Annotated in this window: 19 protein-coding genes; 6 read left to right on the top strand and 13 right to left on the bottom strand. The window is 62.7% G+C overall.

Annotated elements, in window-relative coordinates; genetic code table 11:
• Window positions 1-20: 20 nt before the first annotated feature.
• The 5 genes from PU133_RS14305 to PU133_RS14285 form a co-directional block, all read right to left on the bottom strand.
• Window positions 21-761, bottom strand: a complete 741-nt coding sequence (locus tag PU133_RS14305) for a phosphoadenylyl-sulfate reductase (RefSeq protein WP_404862226.1) — start codon at window positions 759-761, stop codon at window positions 21-23.
• A gap of 129 nt (window positions 762-890) precedes the next feature.
• Window positions 891-1,370, bottom strand: a complete 480-nt coding sequence (locus PU133_RS14300) for a molybdenum cofactor biosynthesis protein MoaE (protein WP_404862225.1) — start codon at window positions 1,368-1,370, stop codon at window positions 891-893.
• Between the two features lie 6 nt (window positions 1,371-1,376).
• Window positions 1,377-1,634 (bottom strand): molybdopterin converting factor subunit 1, encoded by a 258-nt coding sequence (moaD, locus tag PU133_RS14295; RefSeq protein ID WP_126010757.1) that lies wholly within the window; start codon window positions 1,632-1,634, stop codon window positions 1,377-1,379.
• Window positions 1,631-2,215, bottom strand: a complete 585-nt coding sequence (pgsA, locus tag PU133_RS14290; protein WP_126013364.1) for a CDP-diacylglycerol--glycerol-3-phosphate 3-phosphatidyltransferase — start codon at window positions 2,213-2,215, stop codon at window positions 1,631-1,633. The genes moaD and pgsA overlap by 4 nt, the downstream gene beginning before the upstream one ends.
• 246 nt (window positions 2,216-2,461) lie before the next feature.
• A complete protein-coding gene (locus PU133_RS14285; protein WP_126010756.1) occupies window positions 2,462-2,770 on the bottom strand; it encodes a hypothetical protein in 309 nt (102 codons plus the stop codon).
• Between the two features lie 31 nt (window positions 2,771-2,801).
• Here PU133_RS14285 and PU133_RS14280 point away from each other — a divergent pair, with 31 nt between their 5' ends.
• Window positions 2,802-2,972 (top strand): hypothetical protein, encoded by a 171-nt coding sequence (locus tag PU133_RS14280; protein WP_404862224.1) that lies wholly within the window; start codon window positions 2,802-2,804, stop codon window positions 2,970-2,972.
• 20 nt (window positions 2,973-2,992) lie between these two features.
• On the opposite strand, the gene uvrC is transcribed toward PU133_RS14280, so the two are convergent.
• Entirely contained in the window at window positions 2,993-5,077 is a 2,085-nt protein-coding gene (gene uvrC, locus PU133_RS14275; RefSeq protein ID WP_404864549.1) for an excinuclease ABC subunit UvrC, read from the bottom strand.
• 94 nt (window positions 5,078-5,171) lie between these two features.
• Window positions 5,172-5,939 carry an SDR family oxidoreductase gene (locus PU133_RS14270; protein ID WP_404864548.1) on the bottom strand — a complete coding sequence of 256 codons (768 nt, stop codon included), beginning with the start codon at window positions 5,937-5,939 and terminating at the stop codon, window positions 5,172-5,174.
• Window positions 5,940-6,278: 339 nt separating this feature from the next.
• Between PU133_RS14270 and PU133_RS14265 the strand changes: the two genes are divergently transcribed.
• Window positions 6,279-6,950: an outer membrane protein gene (locus PU133_RS14265; protein WP_404862223.1), complete on the top strand. Its 672-nt coding sequence runs from the start codon at window positions 6,279-6,281 to the stop codon at window positions 6,948-6,950.
• A 105-nt stretch (window positions 6,951-7,055) separates the two neighbouring features.
• Here the strand turns inward: PU133_RS14265 and PU133_RS14260 are convergent, their stop codons facing one another.
• From PU133_RS14260 to PU133_RS14245, 4 genes are all read right to left on the bottom strand, one after another.
• Window positions 7,056-7,649: a glutathione S-transferase family protein gene (locus PU133_RS14260; RefSeq protein WP_404862222.1), complete on the bottom strand. Its 594-nt coding sequence runs from the start codon at window positions 7,647-7,649 to the stop codon at window positions 7,056-7,058.
• Between the two features lie 33 nt (window positions 7,650-7,682).
• The gene (locus PU133_RS14255; RefSeq protein ID WP_404862221.1) at window positions 7,683-8,336 is read right to left on the bottom strand and encodes a ribonuclease T2 family protein; all 654 of its coding nucleotides are present in this window, start codon (window positions 8,334-8,336) and stop codon (window positions 7,683-7,685) included.
• Window positions 8,333-8,770, bottom strand: coding sequence for a hypothetical protein (locus PU133_RS14250; RefSeq protein ID WP_404862220.1), 438 nt, complete (start codon window positions 8,768-8,770; stop codon window positions 8,333-8,335). The genes PU133_RS14255 and PU133_RS14250 overlap by 4 nt, the downstream gene beginning before the upstream one ends.
• 97 nt (window positions 8,771-8,867) lie before the next feature.
• Window positions 8,868-9,734, bottom strand: coding sequence for a 23S rRNA (adenine(2030)-N(6))-methyltransferase RlmJ (locus tag PU133_RS14245; protein ID WP_404862219.1), 867 nt, complete (start codon window positions 9,732-9,734; stop codon window positions 8,868-8,870).
• An 81-nt stretch (window positions 9,735-9,815) separates the two neighbouring features.
• Here PU133_RS14245 and PU133_RS14240 point away from each other — a divergent pair, with 81 nt between their 5' ends.
• Window positions 9,816-11,948, top strand: coding sequence for a molybdopterin-dependent oxidoreductase (locus PU133_RS14240; protein WP_404864547.1), 2,133 nt, complete (start codon window positions 9,816-9,818; stop codon window positions 11,946-11,948).
• A gap of 12 nt (window positions 11,949-11,960) precedes the next feature.
• On the opposite strand, the gene purN is transcribed toward PU133_RS14240, so the two are convergent.
• Both purN and purM read right to left on the bottom strand, forming a co-directional pair.
• Window positions 11,961-12,641 (bottom strand): phosphoribosylglycinamide formyltransferase, encoded by a 681-nt coding sequence (purN, locus tag PU133_RS14235; protein WP_404862218.1) that lies wholly within the window; start codon window positions 12,639-12,641, stop codon window positions 11,961-11,963.
• Window positions 12,638-13,714 (bottom strand): phosphoribosylformylglycinamidine cyclo-ligase, encoded by a 1,077-nt coding sequence (gene purM, locus PU133_RS14230; protein WP_126013358.1) that lies wholly within the window; start codon window positions 13,712-13,714, stop codon window positions 12,638-12,640. Before purM ends, purN begins: the two co-directional genes overlap by 4 nt.
• Before the next feature lie 197 nt (window positions 13,715-13,911).
• Here purM and PU133_RS14225 point away from each other — a divergent pair, with 197 nt between their 5' ends.
• From PU133_RS14225 to hdaA, 3 genes are all read left to right on the top strand, one after another.
• Window positions 13,912-14,445, top strand: a complete 534-nt coding sequence (locus PU133_RS14225; protein ID WP_126010748.1) for a CDP-alcohol phosphatidyltransferase family protein — start codon at window positions 13,912-13,914, stop codon at window positions 14,443-14,445.
• Between the two features lie 109 nt (window positions 14,446-14,554).
• Window positions 14,555-15,688, top strand: coding sequence for an AI-2E family transporter (locus tag PU133_RS14220; RefSeq protein WP_126010747.1), 1,134 nt, complete (start codon window positions 14,555-14,557; stop codon window positions 15,686-15,688).
• A 3-nt stretch (window positions 15,689-15,691) separates the two neighbouring features.
• Complete coding sequence (gene hdaA, locus PU133_RS14215) at window positions 15,692-16,399, top strand: DnaA regulatory inactivator HdaA (RefSeq protein ID WP_404862217.1); 708 nt, start codon at window positions 15,692-15,694, stop codon at window positions 16,397-16,399.
• Window positions 16,400-16,453: the final 54 nt, after the last annotated feature.

Genomic DNA, 16,453 nt, shown 5'->3' with positions numbered 1-16,453 from the left:
TCGGATGCCGGATCGCTGGGTCAGGCGGCTGGCAGGGCCGAGGCGGCACCGGCGACATGCAGGCCGCATTCGCGCTGCTCGTCGCGTTCCCACCACCAGCGGCCGGCGCGTTCGTCTTCGCCGGGCTTGATCGCGCGGGTGCAGGGCGCACAGCCGATCGACGGATAGCCGCGCAGGTGCAGCGGATTGACCGGAATGCTGCGTTCCGCAACGCGAATACGGATATCTTCGAGAGTCATGTCCGCGAGCGGATTGATCTTCAACAGTTCCCGATCGGCGTCCCATTCGGCAAAGGGCACACTGCCGCGCGCCGCCGACTGGCCACGCCTCAGTCCGGTGATCCAGATATCGGCACCCGCCAGCGCCCGACCGAGCGGCTCCACCTTGCGGATGCCGCAACAGGCGTGGCGTGCTTCGACGCTTTCATAGAACCCGTTCATCCCGTAGGTCGCCACGAACTGGTCGACCGCGCTCGGTTCCGGAAGGAAACGCTCGATCGAAATGCCGTAACGCGCCTCGGTCTCCTCGATCAGATCCACCGTCTCGTCGAAAAGGCGCAACGTGTCGAGCGTGACGATCCGCGCCGAGGGCAGGGCGCTCACTAGCGCATCGGTCACCACCTGATCCTCGATGCCGAGGCTGGTCGTGAAGACGATCGAGTGGCCAGCGCTTTGCAGCCACGCCAGCCGGTCTTCCAGCAACAGGGTGCCGAACAGGCAGGAGATGTCGCCGATCAGGACATTTGCTTCGTCGCGTCGCATGTTCACTCCAGTGCTTCTTCGCGCCGATTTTCACCATTTATCGGCGATCGACGGCGTAAAGACGAGGCAACCCATCCTTCGAGGAACGCTCTTTGAGAAAAAGCCTACGCTTGAAGGCCGGCAGACGGGTCAGCTTTCGCCGCGAGCCTTTTGCCATCGAAGCCGTGCCTCATCGTCGGCATCACGCGCAGCCACCCAGTCGCCGGCCTGGCCGCTTGCGGCGTGCTCCTTCTTCCAGAAGGGCGCCGAGGTCTTCAGATAGTCCATCAGGAAATTCGCACCATCGAATGCCGCCTGCCGGTGCGACGAGGCGGCGACCACAAGCACGATGTTGCCGCCGGGCGCGATCTTGCCACAGCGGTGGATGGCGGTGAGGCCGCTCAATCCGAACCGGGCAATGGCTTCGTTGGCGATGCGACTGATTTCCGCCTCGGCCATGCCAGGATAATGTTCGAGCTCGAGCGCCGAGAGCCGACCGTTTTCATCGCGGCAAAGGCCCGTGAACGTCACCACCGCGCCGATATCGGTGCGCCCCGATGCCACTGCTTCGATCTCTGCAGCGACGTCGAAATCGTCAGCCTGAACGCGGATGGTCGGTGTGACGGCCATGGCTCTTCATCCGCCGGTCATCGGCGGGAACAGCGCGATTTCACGCGCATTGCCGATCGGCTCGCGATGGTCGGCATGCTCCTGGTCGAGCGCCACTCGGATCACATGGGCGTGCTGCAGCGCTGCCTCGTACTCGTCGCCCTGCGTCTGCAGATAGGCGAGAAGATCGCTGACGCTGACGACACTTTCGGGCAGTTCGCGCTCTTCTTCGGACTTGCCGATGCGCTCGCGCACCCAGGCGAAATAGATGAGCTTGCGCTTCATTCGGTCACCACATGCTTCAACCCGGCCCGGAAATAATCGTAGCCGGTGTAGATCGTGATCAGCGCCGCTGCCCACAGCAGCGCGATACCAAGTTCGGTGGTGTAAGGCAGGATCTTGTCGCCCGCAGGGCCGGCGAGAAGGAAGGCAAGCGCGACCATCTGGATTGTCGTCTTCCACTTGGCGATGCGCGTGACGGGCACGGACACCTTCAGGGCTGCCAGATATTCGCGAAGGCCAGACACGAGAATTTCGCGGCAAAGAATGGTGATCGCGGCCCAGATCGTCCATCCGGCGATCGTGCCGTCCGCTGCCATCAGCAACAATACGGACGCTACGAGCAGCTTGTCGGCAATGGGATCCAACATGCGGCCGATATTGGACGACTGATCCCAAAGGCGCGCGAGATAGCCATCGAGCCAGTCCGTGAGCGACGCAATCACGAAGATCACGAGCGCCGACCAGCGGGCGAAATCCGACCCGTGCAGCCGGCCTTCGACGAAGAAGCACAAGACGATCAGCGGCACCGCCAGGATGCGACCGTAGGTCAGAAGATTTGGGATGTTGTAGACCGGCGAGGCCATGGTCACCTTCAATTTCAAAGTGGTGCCAGATGAACGGTCGATAGCCATGGCGTCAACCTCCATTTTGTCCGAACCGGGCCGCGTCCGTCCAACCATCGCAGAGCTGCGCAACGGACTGATGAATCATAGGTAACCGGACTGGCCGCATTTCAAACGATTGTTTCGCCTGTTTCTAAAGAAGAACTCGCTAAACACCCGCCCGATCGATCTGACATGGAGAATAGTAATGATCGGAGCTCTTATCGGCTACAGGCAGCCACAGGCTTCATCGTCGCAGCAATCGTCCCCACCTTCACAGTCCGCCAACGCATCGACGCAGACTTCTGGCTCCTCCGCCCCCTCGACGGTGAGCAGCGGAGGCTCGGCGCCGGCTGCATCCTCGACGACTGCCGGTGCATCCACGACGCCGTCGTCCACATCTTCGACGAGAGCGGCGGCCACCTCGTCATCGGCGCCGGCTGGAAGGCCGCTGGAGAGCACCTCCGCCGCGTCATCAAGGGGCAGTGGGCAGGGTGCGTCCGGCGCATCGAGCACGGTCGTAGAACGCAGCCTCACCAGGCTTGAGCCGCTACCTACCGAACAAACCGTGCGGGATCCCCGTGCTGCAGCTCTTGCCGTGCTTGAAGCCATGCGGCTTGACAGCATGATCGGCGGCCTCGGCCAGGCAGGCGACGCTGATGCCGGAGCGAAAGACGACGGTTTCCAGGCACTGGTTGCCAAGCAGAGCGAGATCGCGCGCCGCTACGCCGAGTTCTGATGCTGAAAAAGCTTCCGGCGCTACCGGGCGCCGGAAGCATCCGGGTGAAAGTGGTTGTAGATCGAGATCGCCATCGCTTCGGAGATCCCGTCGACTGCGCGCAGATCCGTCAGCGCCGCGCGCGAAACAGCCTTGGCCGTCCCGAAATGATGAAGCAGCGCGCGCTTGCGCGCCGGGCCGATGCCGCCGATCTCGTCCAGCGGGTTCTTCACCATCTCCTTCTTGCGCCGCTGGCGGTGCGAGCCGATGGCGAAGCGATGCGCCTCGTCGCGCAGTCGCTGCAGAAAATAAAGCACCGGGTCACGCGGCGGCAGGGTGAAGGGCTGCTTGCCCTCCATGAAGAATCGCTCGCGCCCGGCCTCACGATCCATCCCCTTGGCAACGCCGATCGCCGTCACCTTGTCCCTGATGCCGAGCGAGTCCAGAATTTCCCGCACGGCCGTCATCTGTCCCTGGCCACCATCGATGAGGATGAGATCAGGCCACGCGGGTAGCGGCGCATCAGTGTCGTCGTCACCCGACGACTGGTCCGTGGCGCTTTCCAGCGGATGCTCCTTGATCAACCGTGAGAAGCGCCGCTCCATCACCTCTCGCATCATGCCAAAGTCGTCGCCCGGCGTGATGTCGGTCGAGCGGATGTTGAACTTGCGGTAGTGGTTCTTCGCAAAACCCTCGGGGCCGGCGACGATCATCGCGCCTACGGCGTTGGTGCCCATGATGTGGGAGTTGTCGTAGACCTCGACCCGGCGCGGCTTGCGCTCAAGTCCGAATGTCTCCTGAATGCCCTGCAGCAACCGGGCTTGCGAGGCCGTTTCCGCAATCTGCCGTCCATGGGCTTCGCGGGCGTTGCTGAGCGCGTGGTCCACGAGCTCCTTCTTCTCCCCGCGCTGCGGCACCGAGATCGCGATCTTGCGCTCGCCCTTCAGCGACAGCGCCTCGGCGATCAGAGATTGTTCCTCGACCTCTTCGGACAGCAGGATCTGCTTCGGGATCGGCTTGTCGTCATAGAACTGGGACATGAATGCCCCGAGGATCTCACCGGCGGAAAGCTGCGGGTCGGCCTTGGGGAAATAGGCCCGGTTGCCCCAGTTCTGGCCGGTGCGAAAGAAGAACACCTGGATGCAGGCAAGCCCACCCGCGAGATGGATGGCAAAGACATCCGCCTCGTCGACGGAGCGGGGGTTGATGCCCTGGTGGCTCTGCACATGGCTGAGCGCCGACAGACGGTCGCGGAACACGGCCGCGCGCTCGAAATCGAGATCTTCCGACGCCTGCTGCATGGCCTGCGAGATGTGCGACTTCACCTTCTGGCTCTTGCCGGAAAGAAAATCCTCCGCTTCCTGCACGAGCTCGGCGTAGTCCGGCAGGCTGATCTCGCCCGTGCAAGGGCCCGAGCATCGCTTGATCTGGTAGAGCAGGCACGGCCGTGTCCGGCCTTCATAAACCGAATCCGTGCAGGTTCTGAGCAGGAATGCGCGCTGCAGTGCGTTGATCGTACGGCCGACCGCGCCCGCCGATGCGAACGGCCCGAAATACTCGCCTTTGCGCGCACGCGCGCCGCGGTGCTTGAAGATGGCCGGTGCCGGGTGATCCCCGGTCACCAGAATATAGGGAAACGACTTGTCGTCCCGCAGCAACACATTGAAACGCGGCCGCAAGCGCTTGATCAGATTCGCTTCCAGCAGAAGCGCTTCTGTTTCGGTTCGGGTGGTGACGAATTCCATATGCGCGGTTTCGCGCACCATGCGGGCGATGCGGTTGGAATGGACGCGGCCCTGGGCATAGTTCGCGACACGCTTCTTCAGGCTGCGCGCCTTGCCGACATAGAGAACGTCGCCCTTGGCGTTGAACATCCGGTACACGCCAGGCCCGTTCGGCAGCCGCTTGACGAATGCCTGGATGACATCAGGCCCCTGCAGCCCCGGCTCCGGCTTGGTCAACGCCTCCCAGTCGATCGCGGGGCCACTTTCCTGCGCAACCGCTTCGACCTCATCCGTCTCCGTGTCGCTGTCCTCGTCGGGAAGGGAATCAGGCGAGATATCCGCATCCGCGATCGTCGAAAAATCGAGCGCATCCACGTCGATCCCGATGTCTTCCGCGGGCATGCGCGGCGACAACCCACGCGCAGCCCTGCGTTTGAACAGGTTGCGCGGCGCGGACTTCTTGGCTGGCTCCTCGGTCACAATGGCACTCTGTCTGTTATTCCCTGGCGTTCACGACGTCCGGCGTTTCCCATGCGAGATGCTGGCCACCGTCGAGCGCGATCATCTGGCCCGTAATGGACGGCGTGTCGAACAGATAGCGGATTGTGCGACCGAAATCAGGCAGATCCGGGCCGTATCCCAAGGGAACGCTCTTCGTCTGGGCGGCAAAGTCCGCCGTGTCCTGCCGCTCATTGGCAAGCGTCGGGCCGGGACCGATGGCATTGACGCGGATTCCGCGCGGCGCAAAGGCTTGTGCCATCGTCTGCGTGGCTGTCCAAAGCGCCGATTTGGACAGCGTGTAGGAAAAGAAGCGCGGCGTGAGCGCCCACACGCGCTGGTCGATGATGTTGACGATGAGACCGCCATTGCTTTCCCCAATGCTCGCAAAAGCGGCCGAGATGGCCAGGGGCGCTTTGACATGTACCGCAAAGTGGCGGTCGAAGAGGGTTTCGTCGAAACGATCCGCCTCGTCGGCGACGAAAACCGAGGCATTGTTGACGACGACGCCGATCGGCCCGATGGCAGCTTGCGCGTTGGCAAGCAGTTCACCCGCCTCGAGAGGTACTTCCAGGTTGGCCGTGACTGCGGCAGCCACTGCCCCATTCTGCCTTAATGTGGCAGCCAGTGCTTCGGCTTCCTCTGCGTTTCTGTTGGCGTGTATCGCTACGGCGAAGCCGGCTTCGGCCAGATCGCTGGCGATCGCTCGTCCTATTCGTCGTGCAGCGCCCGTGACCAGCACGGCCTTGGGGGGGATGACTGTCATGAAGTTCTCGGCGACCCCGCGCGGAGCCCCGATTTCCAGGGGGTTCCGGCAAATTGTGTGATTATGTTGCAACAGTGCGGATATAGAAAATCGGGGCCAGGAACAAAGGGGCCGCGAAGGCTTTTTATCGGCAGTCGCATGAGTGTGGAATTCGAGACGACCGCTTCTGTTGCATAATTGCAGCACCGCAAGGTGATTGGAGGTTGGCCACTGAATCTCCACATTCCGGCTTAGACGCCGCCGCATTCGAGGGTCATTCAGGCCCTGCTAGGGCGGGGCAAGAACGATAAACGTCCACCCGTTCGCCATGCGATCGGAAATTGTATTAGGAGAAGTAAAATGCGTGCACTTAAATTGGCTGGTCTGGCCACGGCAATGGTTCTTCCGCTTACGGCTGGCGCCTTTGCAGCCGACGCCATCATGGCTCCGCCGTCCCCGCCGCCGGCAGCAGCGCCAGTTCAAGCTGCACCTGTGCAGCTCTGGACCGGTCCTTATGCCGGTGTGTTCCTGGGCTACAACTGGGGTGACCACGAAGACATCGTCGGCGACGATTCTGACGGCATCTCCGGCGGCGCATACGCTGGTTACAACTACCAGTTCGACAACTTCGTCGTTGGTGCTGAAGCCGATCTCGGCTACTCCGACGTCAGCGGCACGGGCGTAGCGACCGTCACCGGCGGCGTGCCTGGTGTTCGCGAAGGCGAAGTCGGTCTGTTCGGTTCGGTCCGTGCACGTGCCGGTGTGGCCTTCAACCCGTTCCTCATCTACGCAACGGGCGGTGTGGCTGTAGCTGACATCGAGTACAACCAGTTCGACGGCAGCGACTCCTCCACGGCAGTCGGCTACACCGTTGGTGGTGGCGTCGAAGGCATGGTCACCGACAACATCACGGCTCGTCTCGAGTACCGTTACACCGACTACGGCAGCGACGACTACAACATCAACGGAAACTCGTTCTCGTCGGCTTACGACGAGCACAGCGTCCGCGCTGGTGTTGGCTTCAAGTTCTAAGCCGATCGATCGAAACTGCTTTCGGGCAGTCAGAAAGCCGGGGTGCCTTGCGCACCCCGGCTTTTTCTTTTGCCGGCGAGGGGATTGCCGAAGAAGAAGTCGCCGTTACTGCGGCTTCAGCCGCGCATAGTCGGCGAAGAACGTCTCGAACTTCTTGGGCCAGTTCTTCAGCTTCGGCCGGCCGCGCTCCCACTTTCCTTCGAAACGCAGTGACAGGTAGCCAAGCAGAGCTGCGAGCGCGAAATGGCCGCCATTCAGCGACTTGGTCGTGCGCGGCAGGTTCGCTTCGAGATGATCGAGCGCCCGCTCCACCTTCTTCCACTGCTTGTCGATCCACTCCTGGTGCACCTTTTCCTCGGGGCGGAAGCGACGCTCATAGACCATGGCGAGCAGGCAATCGCAGGTGCCGTCGCAAAGCGCTTCCAGCACGTCCACCTCGGTGCGCTTTGCCGGATTGCGCGGATAGAGCTTGCGCCTGGTTTCACGGTCGATGAACTGCATGATCGCGCGGCTGTCGAACACGGCATTGCCGTCGTCGGTCAGGAGCAGGGGGATCTTGCCGAGCGGGTTGTTGGCGACGAGTTCGGCCGGTTCCGCATTCGTGTCGGTCAGCACGCTTTCGAAGGACAAGCCCGCATAGGTCGCAGCCATGCGCACTTTGGCCGAATAGGGCGAGGCGGGTGAAACGAGGATACGCAAGGGCAAACGTCCTTCTTCTAGATAATGGAAAGGCTACCTGGCCGGCACTTCGATGAGGCGCTGGCGGCAGCTGCGGGCATCGACCTCGCGACACGCACGAAAATCGAGATCTTTGGTGAGGCAGATGCGGACTTCGTCCAGCGCGCCGGCCGAACAGGTCGCCGCGATACCATCCTCGGACAGCCCGGGATTGGCGTTGAGAAAGCCGGTCTCCACATCCGCAGCCGAGAGGCTGATCGGGCCGCGCCCATCGAGCTCGTCTGGAATCTGGATCCGCTCATACGCTTCGCGGGTCAGTGCCAGATAATCGTCCGGAGATAGTCCCGTGCAGGAGCCATGCTTACGCCATTGATGGCCGATCAGGCCCATGCCCGGCATGATGTCGAAATAGTCTTGTCCGAGGTCGCGCGGAACCCGGTCGTCATGGCGGGTTGCGCAGAATTCGGGAAAGCCTTGCTCATATTGCGGCCAGAGGCCGTGCACGATGAAGCCGAAATCGGCGTTCGATCCGCATTGCTGACGATTGTCGCGACCGTCGAGCGCGCAGAATGTCGGGGACCAGGAGAGAGACAGGACGTAGAAATCGAAGTCGCCCGCACGATCCTGAGCCACTGCCGGTGCGAGCGGCAGTCCTGCGGCAAAGAATGCAGCGTGGAGGGCGTGTCTGAGCGAAGAGGTGGGCCTCACCGCAGAGACGCGCAGGTCGCTCCATAGACATAGAGCGGGTCGAGACCGGCAACGCAGGATTCGACATTGTCACCGATCGCGCCAGCAAAGCCCATGTCGGTCTCGATGAGATACCAGGTCGTCCGGGTCGTGTTGTCGTTGAGATTGGCGGTCGCCCTGCAATAATGGCGCTCGATCAAGTTGCGCTCGGTACGAGGCTCATAGCGCGTGTAGGTGATGTTCGAGAAATCGTTGATCGTGAGACCGCGCTTCAACAGATTGGCATCGGCATAATCGAACCGCTCGACGACGCGCGTCAGCACCTTGTGCTCGTTGCAGATCGTGACCGGCGCGGCGACGGCGGCCGGACCCATCAGATAGTCGGCAGCGCTGGCCGGGATGGACGCCGTCGCGACGGTGAGAAGCGCGAGAGCGCATGTGGCGACAGACTTCATCGAGGCAAACTCCTGAACGATTTGCAATTTTGGCGAAGAATGGTTGCGGCCATGCCACGCGTCAAGGCGAAAGCGCGGTTGAAAGGCCGTTTTTGCGTCACTGTTGCGGGCTTGCCGTCACTGGCTCGAGGCGTTGCAAGCGAAAACCGGCGCCGGCCCCTTCGGCGAGAACTTTGGTCAGCCAAGGAAGCAACTCGTCCAACTCGCTTTCGAGCGTGAAAGGCGGGTTGACGATCACGAGGCCGGAGCCGTTGAGACCCTTTTCGGTTCGTGGATCGCGCACCCAGAGTTCCGCGCACAGCACGTCTTCCATGCCGAGCGCTTCGATCCGGCGGTGGAACGCTTCGACGGCCGCGTCCTTCTTCAGCGGATACCACAGGCAGTAGGTGCCGCCGCGCCACCGCCGAAGGGCGCGGGCAAGACCGTCGGTCATGCGCTCGAATTCGCCATCCTGCTCGAAGGGCGGATCGATCAGCACGAGGCCGCGCTTTTCCTTGGGCGGCACATGGGCGCCAAGTGCCAGCCAGCCATCGAGTGCAATGACGCGCGTCTGGAAATCTCCGGCGAAGACCGATCGCAAGGTCTCTGCATCCGAAGGGTGCAACTCGATCGCCGAAAGCCTGTCCTGCGGGCGAAAGAGCATGCGTGCGATTTTCGGCGAACCGGGATAGTGCGTGACGCCGCCCTCCGGGTTTAAGGCGCGTACCTGGTCGAGATAGGGCGCGATCAGCGGCGCGATCTGGGCAGGCACATCCGCATCGAGAAGGCGGCCGATGCCGCCGATCCACTCGCCGGTTCGCTGCGCTTCGTCGGAGGTGAGATCATAGAGCCCGATGCCCGCATGGGTATCGATGACGCGAAATGCCTTGTCCTTGGCCTTCAGATACGCGACCAGCCGCGCAAGCACGATGTGCTTGAGGACATCGGCGAAATTGCCGGCGTGATAGATGTGACGGTAATTCATGGGCGCGTTCTAAAGCGATCGAGATGCATGCGTCACGGGAATTGTTTGGTTCCGTTCCCCGCATCGCATTATAGAGAAGGCATGAACGAAGCGAGCCCCATCACCGCCGGCCGGGTCAAGTCTGCGATCCGAATCGGCCATTCCGCCTGTCCCCACGACTGCCCGTCCACCTGCGCGCTCGAAGTCGAGCTTCTCGATAACGGCACCATCGGGCGCGTGCGCGGCGATCCGGCGAACTCCTACACGGCCGGCGTCATCTGCGCCAAGGTCGCGCGGTACGCCGAGCGCATTCATCACCCGGACCGCCTGTTGAAGCCGCTCCGGCGGATCGGGGCGAAGGGCGAGGGCCACTGGCAGGAAATCGGTTTCGACGATGCGCTCGACATCGTCGCCGAGAAGTTCATGGAGGCAGAAGCCCGCTACGGTGCCGAGGCCGTCTGGCCGTATTTTTACGCCGGAACGATGGGCCTTGTTCAGCGCGATTCCATCAACCGGTTGCGCCACGCGCGCAATTATTCCGGCCAGTTCGATTCGATCTGCACCAACATGGCTTGGACCGGCTGGGTGATGGGAACCGGCCGGCTCGTGGGCCCCGACCCGCGCGAGATGGCGGTGTCCGACTGCGTCGTGATCTGGGGAACCAACGCGGTCTCCACGCAGGTCAACGTGATGACCCACGCGGTGCGCGCCCGCAAGGAGCGCGGTGCCAGGATCGTCGTCGTCGACGTCTACGACAATCCGACGATGAAGCAGGCGGACGTCAAGCTGATCCTGAAGCCCGGTACGGATGGCGCGCTCGCTTGCGCCGTGATGCACGTGCTGTTCCGCGAAGGCCTTGCCGATCGCGCCTATCTGGAGCGCCACACCGACGACCCGGCCGGGCTCGAGCGGCACCTCGCCACCCGCACGCCGGAATGGGCTGCAGCGATCACCGGGCTCTCTGTTGCCGAGATCGAATCGTTTGCGCGGCTCGTCGGCACGACCAAGCGCACCTTCTTCCGGTTGGGCTACGGTTTCACCCGTTCACGTAACGGCGCGGTGAACATGCACGCAGCCCTCTCGATCCCCGCTGTCACCGGCGCCTGGCAATATGAGGGGGGCGGTGCCTTCCATTCCAACAGCGACATATTCGGCCTCGACAAGACCGAGATCATGGGCCTCGATTTCAAGGACCATGGGGTAAGGGCACTCGACCAGTCGCAGATCGGCCGCGTCCTGACGGGCGATGCCGAGGCATTGCGCAACGGCCCGCCGGTCACGGCCATGATCGTGCAGAACACCAACCCGGTGAACGTCGCGCCCGAACAGCGTCTCGTCAAAGCCGGGTTTGCGCGCGACGATCTCTTCGTTGCCGTGCACGAGCATTTCATGACCGAGACGGCGGAAATGGCCGATGTCGTGCTTCCCGCGACGATGTTCCTCGAACATGACGACATCTATCGCGGCGGGGGCCAGCAGCACATCCTGCTCGGACCGAAGCTCGTCGATGCCCCGGAAGGGCCACGCACCAACCTCGAAGTGGTCTATGGCCTTGCCGAGCGGCTGGGTGTGGCCGATCAGGTGCAAACCGGACTCGATGCGCGAACGCTTATCGACAACATGCTGAAAAAAGGCGGAAAGATCGGCTTCGGCGCTCTCCGGGACGAGAAGTGGATCGACTGCCAACCGGACTTCGCCACCTCGCATTATCTCGATGGCTTCCACTGGCCGGACCGCAAGTTCCGGTTCAAGCCGGATTGGACGGGTACGGCCGCTCCGAACCGGCCGCCGGCGACCGTCGGGTCTCTCGGGCCGCATGAGCGCCTGCCGGAGTTTCCGGACCATGTCGACCTGATCGAAATTGCGGATGCCGCGCACCCGTTCCGCCTCGCCACGTCGCCGGCGCGCAACTTCCTGAACTCGACCTTTGCCGAGACGAAGGGATCGAAAACCCGCGAGGGCCGCCCCTCGGTTCTCGTCCATCCAGACGACGCGGCCGATCTGGAAATCGAAGAGGGCGATATCGTCCGTCTCGGTAACGAGCGCGGTGCGATCCGCCTTCACGCGCGCATCGATGCCGGCCTGAAGCGCGGCGTGCTCGTGGCGGAAGGCATCTGGCCGAACAAGGCGCATCTCGACGGCGCGGGCATCAATGTGCTGACGGGCGCCGATCCCGTTGCGCCTTACGGCGGCGCCGCCTTCCACGACAATCACGTCTGGATGGAAAAGGCCTGAGGTCGGACCCGCCTAACTTGTGGCGGGTTCCATCGCTGGCGAGATCAGCATGGCCGGGTCGTCGCTGCGCTGCGCACCGGCCGTCAGAACCCGGCCGGCATCGTCAAGCCTGACGGCACCTGTCGCCACCAGCCGAAGGGCATGTGCATAGAGGCGGTGTTCGGCCGTGAGTACGCGCCCGGCAAGCGTCACGGCATCGTCCTGCGGGTCAACGGGCACCACCGCTTGCGCGATGATCGCACCTTCATCCATGCCTTCATTGACGAAATGGACGGTGCAGCCATGCACACGCACGCCGGCATCAATCGCACGTTGATGGGTATGGAGACCGGGAAACAGCGGCAGCAGGGAAGGATGGATGTTGAGGATGCGTCCATCATGCGGCCGGATGAAGTCTGCCGAAAGCAGCCGCATGTAGCCCGCAAGGCAGAGCAGGTCCGGCCTAATTTCCGCAAGCGCTGCAAGGATCGCAGCCTCATGCTCGGCCTTCGATCCGTAGCTCTTTCGCGCAAACACATGCGTCGGGATGCCCAAAGCCTCGGCCCTGGCGAGACCGCCAGCATCGGGCTTGTCGGAGATGACGGCGACGATCTCGGCTGGGAAGTCCGGGGCTTCACACGCCTTTGCCAAGGCCAGCATGTTGGAGCCGCCGCCCGAAATGAAGGCGACGACGCGCTTGCGCGGCTCGCTCATAGACCGAGCTTGCCCTTATAGATGACGCCTGCACCATCGCTGCTGCGTGCACGAAGGCGCCCGAGCGGCACCACGATCTCGTCTGCTTCCGTGAGGGACTGAATGACCTGTGCGGCTTTGTCTTCGGCAACAACCACGATCATGCCGATCCCGCAATTGAAGGTGCGCAGCATCTCCTCGGGCGCGACGCCGCCTTCCTTGGCAAGCCAGGCAAAGAGCTCGGTGACCGGCATCTGACCGAGATCGATCTCGGCGGCAAGCGTCTTCGGCAGCACCCGCGGAATGTTTTCGGGAAATCCACCGCCGGTGATGTGGGCAAGGCCCTTGATCGCGCCGGTCTCGCGGATCGTCTTCAGGAGCGATTTCACATAGATGCGCGTCGGCGTCATCACCGCGTCGGCAAGCGTGATTCCTTCGCCGAAGGGAACGGGCGCTGAATAGGAGAGCCCCGAGCGCTCCACGATGCGCCGCACCAGCGAATAGCCGTTGGAGTGCAGCCCGGAGGAGGCGAGACCAAGCACGATGTCGCCTTCCGCCATGTCGCCATGCGGCAGCAGCGTGCCGCGCTCCGCTGCACCGACGGCGAAGCCTGCGAGATCGTAGTCGCCCTTGGCATACATGCCCGGCATTTCGGCCGTTTCGCCGCCGATGAGCGCACAGCCGGCCTGCCGGCAGCCTTCGGCGATGCCGCTGACGATTGCCGCACCCTGATCTGGGTCGAGCTTGCCGGTCGCGAAATAGTCGAGGAAGAAGAGTGGCTCCGCGCCCTGAACTACGAGGTCGTTGACGCACATGGCGACGAGGTCGATCCCGACCGTCTCATGCTTGCCTGTCTCGATCGCAACCTTCAGCTTGGTGCCGACGCCGTCATTTGCAGCCACCAGTACGGGGTCGGTGAAACCGGCTGCCTTCAGGTCGAACAGCCCGCCGAACCCGCCGATCTCCCCGTCCGCACCCGGCCGGCGCGTGGATCGGACCATCGGCTTGATCTTCTCGACCATCGCGTTTCCGGCATCGATGTCGACGCCCGCATCTGCATAGGTGAGCCCGTCCTGTTTCCCGGCCTCGGCCATGAGCGTCTCCTGATCAAGAAAGCTGTCCGCGATGGCGCGAGGCAATGCCATGTGGACCCCGCAAAGGCAAGTTTAAGGGGTGCTGAAAGCCCTGTAATCCGCAGAAGAGATTGAACAATGCGCTTGAAAGAGGCTTGGAGGCCATGAACTGTGCTACCGAGCTGAACGCAAGCAATCTGTTTTGAAGCCAAGGCCGCATGACCATCCCCAACCTCATCACCGTCGCACGGCTGCTCTGTGTGCCGGCCCTGGTCTACGCGATGATCCTCGGCGAGCTGCAACTGGCGTTCGGTCTGTTCCTGGCGGCCGGAATTTCGGATGCGGTGGATGGCTTCATCGCGCGTCATTTCAACCAACGCTCCGAGCTCGGAACCTATCTCGATCCGATCGCCGACAAGCTGCTCCTCGTGTCGGTCTTTGTAATGCTGACCTGGCTTGCGGTGTTGCCGCTCTGGTTTCTGATATTGGTGGCCTCGCGCGACATCCTGATCGTGGCGGCCGTGCTTCTGTCGTCGCTGATGGCGCAGCCGGTCACCGTGAAGCCGATCCTCGTCTCAAAAGCGACGACGGCGTTCCAGATCGGCCTGGCTCTGGTCGTACTCGGAGAACTGGCCTTTGATCTGAACCTCAGCGGCGTTGGCCACACGCTGCTGATCCTGACATCCGCCTTGACCGTCCTGTCCGCTGCGGCCTATCTCATTGACTGGCTGCGCCACATGTCCGACGACTGATGCGCGCCGCTGGACGAGGCTTCTGGACGCCTCGAAAAAGCGCCCATTTCAAAGTTGAAGGTCCAGCGTCCCGGTCTGACGGGGCAGTGTGGTTGCCGCGGAGACTGCCATGACGTTCGTTTTCAACCAGTCTTCACTGCGCCGCCAGATCGTCTTCTGGCTCATCGCTCTCGCCGTGTTCATCGGTTTCATTTTTTTGTTCCGCAACGTGCTTTTGCCGTTCGTCGCAGGCATGGCGCTCGCCTATTTTCTTGATCCTGTCGCCGATCGGCTGCAGAGACTGGGTCTGAGCCGGCTGATGGCGACGGTCGTCATTCTTCTGTCCTTCCTGCTCGTTTTTGTCCTGATGCTGATCATCGTCATCCCGGTGCTCGTCGGCCAGGCCGTGGAGTTCGGCCAGAGACTGCCGGAATACATCACGCAGTTGCAGACGCTGATCACCACCGCCGACCAGGATCTGTTTCCGCCATGGGTCGAGGATCAGATCGCCAATCTGAGGGAAAGCTTCGCGGGCCTGCTTTCGCAGGGCGCGGGTTTGGTCGGCACGCTGGTCGCGCAGATCTGGACCTCGTCCATGGCGCTGATCAACGTGCTGGCGCTTCTGGTCGTCACGCCGGTGGTGGCCTTCTACATGCTGCTCGACTGGGATCGCATGGTGGACAAGGTCGACAGCTGGGTGCCGCGCGACCACGTCGAGGACGTGCGCGAGATCGCGCGCGACATGGATCTGGCGATTGCGGGCTTCGTGCGCGGGCAGGGCACCGTCTGCATCATCCTCGGTCTCTTCTATGCGATCGGGCTCAGCATGGTGGGGCTGAACTTCGGGCTGCTCATCGGCATGTTTGCCGGTCTCATCAGCTTCATCCCCTATGTTGGCTCGCTGATCGGCCTCGTGCTGTCGATCGGCGTCGCGATCGTGCAGTTCTGGCCGGACTATTTCTGGGTGCTGACGGTGGCGGGCATCTTCTTTGCCGGGCAGTTTCTCGAAGGCAACATTCTCCAGCCGAAGCTCGTCGGTTCATCCGTCGGTCTTCATCCCGTCTGGCTGATGTTTGCGCTGTTCGCGTTCGCTTCGCTGTTCGGGTTTCTCGGCATGATGATCGCTGTGCCGGCCGCGGCCGCAGTGGGTGTTCTGGTGCGCTTTGCCCTGAAGCGGTATCTTCAGAGCGATATGTTCGCGCCGTCGCTGACCGTTGAGAAGCCGACGCTTATCGAGCCGGGCCAGAGGCGCAAGCCGGAGTAGGCAATGGCCAGACGCAGTAGTCTCCAGACCGGACGGGCCGAGCAGCTGCCGCTCGAACTCGGCCATGCCGCAGCGCGCGGGCGCGAGGATCTGATCGTTTCCGACCCGCTCAGCGCCGCCATCGCGCTGATCGACCGTTGGCCTGACTGGCCGTCGCCCGTCGTGATCCTCTGCGGGCCTGCAGGCGCGGGCAAAACCCATCTGGCAGAGATTTGGCGCGAGCGGGCCGATGCGTCCGTGCTCGATCTGGCCGGCAGCACGTCCCGAGCCTTGGAGGCCGCCCGCACGCACCCGGTCATCCTCGAAGATGTCGACCGGAAGGCGATCGACGAGACGGCACTCTTCCACCTCATCAACGAGGTGCGATCCGCCGGGAGCTTCCTGATGATGACGAGCCGGCTCTGGCCTGCCGCCTGGCCGGTTTCGCTGCCCGATCTCACATCGCGGCTGAAGGCGGCAACGGTCGTTGAGATTGGCGGGCCCGACGATGGACTTCTCGCCCAGGTGATCGTCAAACTGTTCGCCGACCGGCAGATCGCGATCGACCCCAAGGTGGTCGATTATCTGGTGGCGCGCATGGAGCGCTCCTTCGATGCCGCTTCTTGGCTCGTCGCCGAGATGGACCGGGTCGCCTTGTCGCGCCGCGTACGCCTGACGACCAGCCTCGCGAGCGAGGTGCTGGCGAGATATCAGGACGATCGCGCCAGCTGATCAATTGGCCGAATGGCACTGTCATGCATTCTTCGCTAGATTTGGTTAGGTGCT

This window comes from Georhizobium sp. MAB10 (assembly GCF_045012825.1).
GTDB lineage: Bacteria > Pseudomonadota > Alphaproteobacteria > Rhizobiales > Rhizobiaceae > Georhizobium > Georhizobium profundi.
This window is presented reverse-complemented; position numbering and strand designations above follow the sequence as displayed.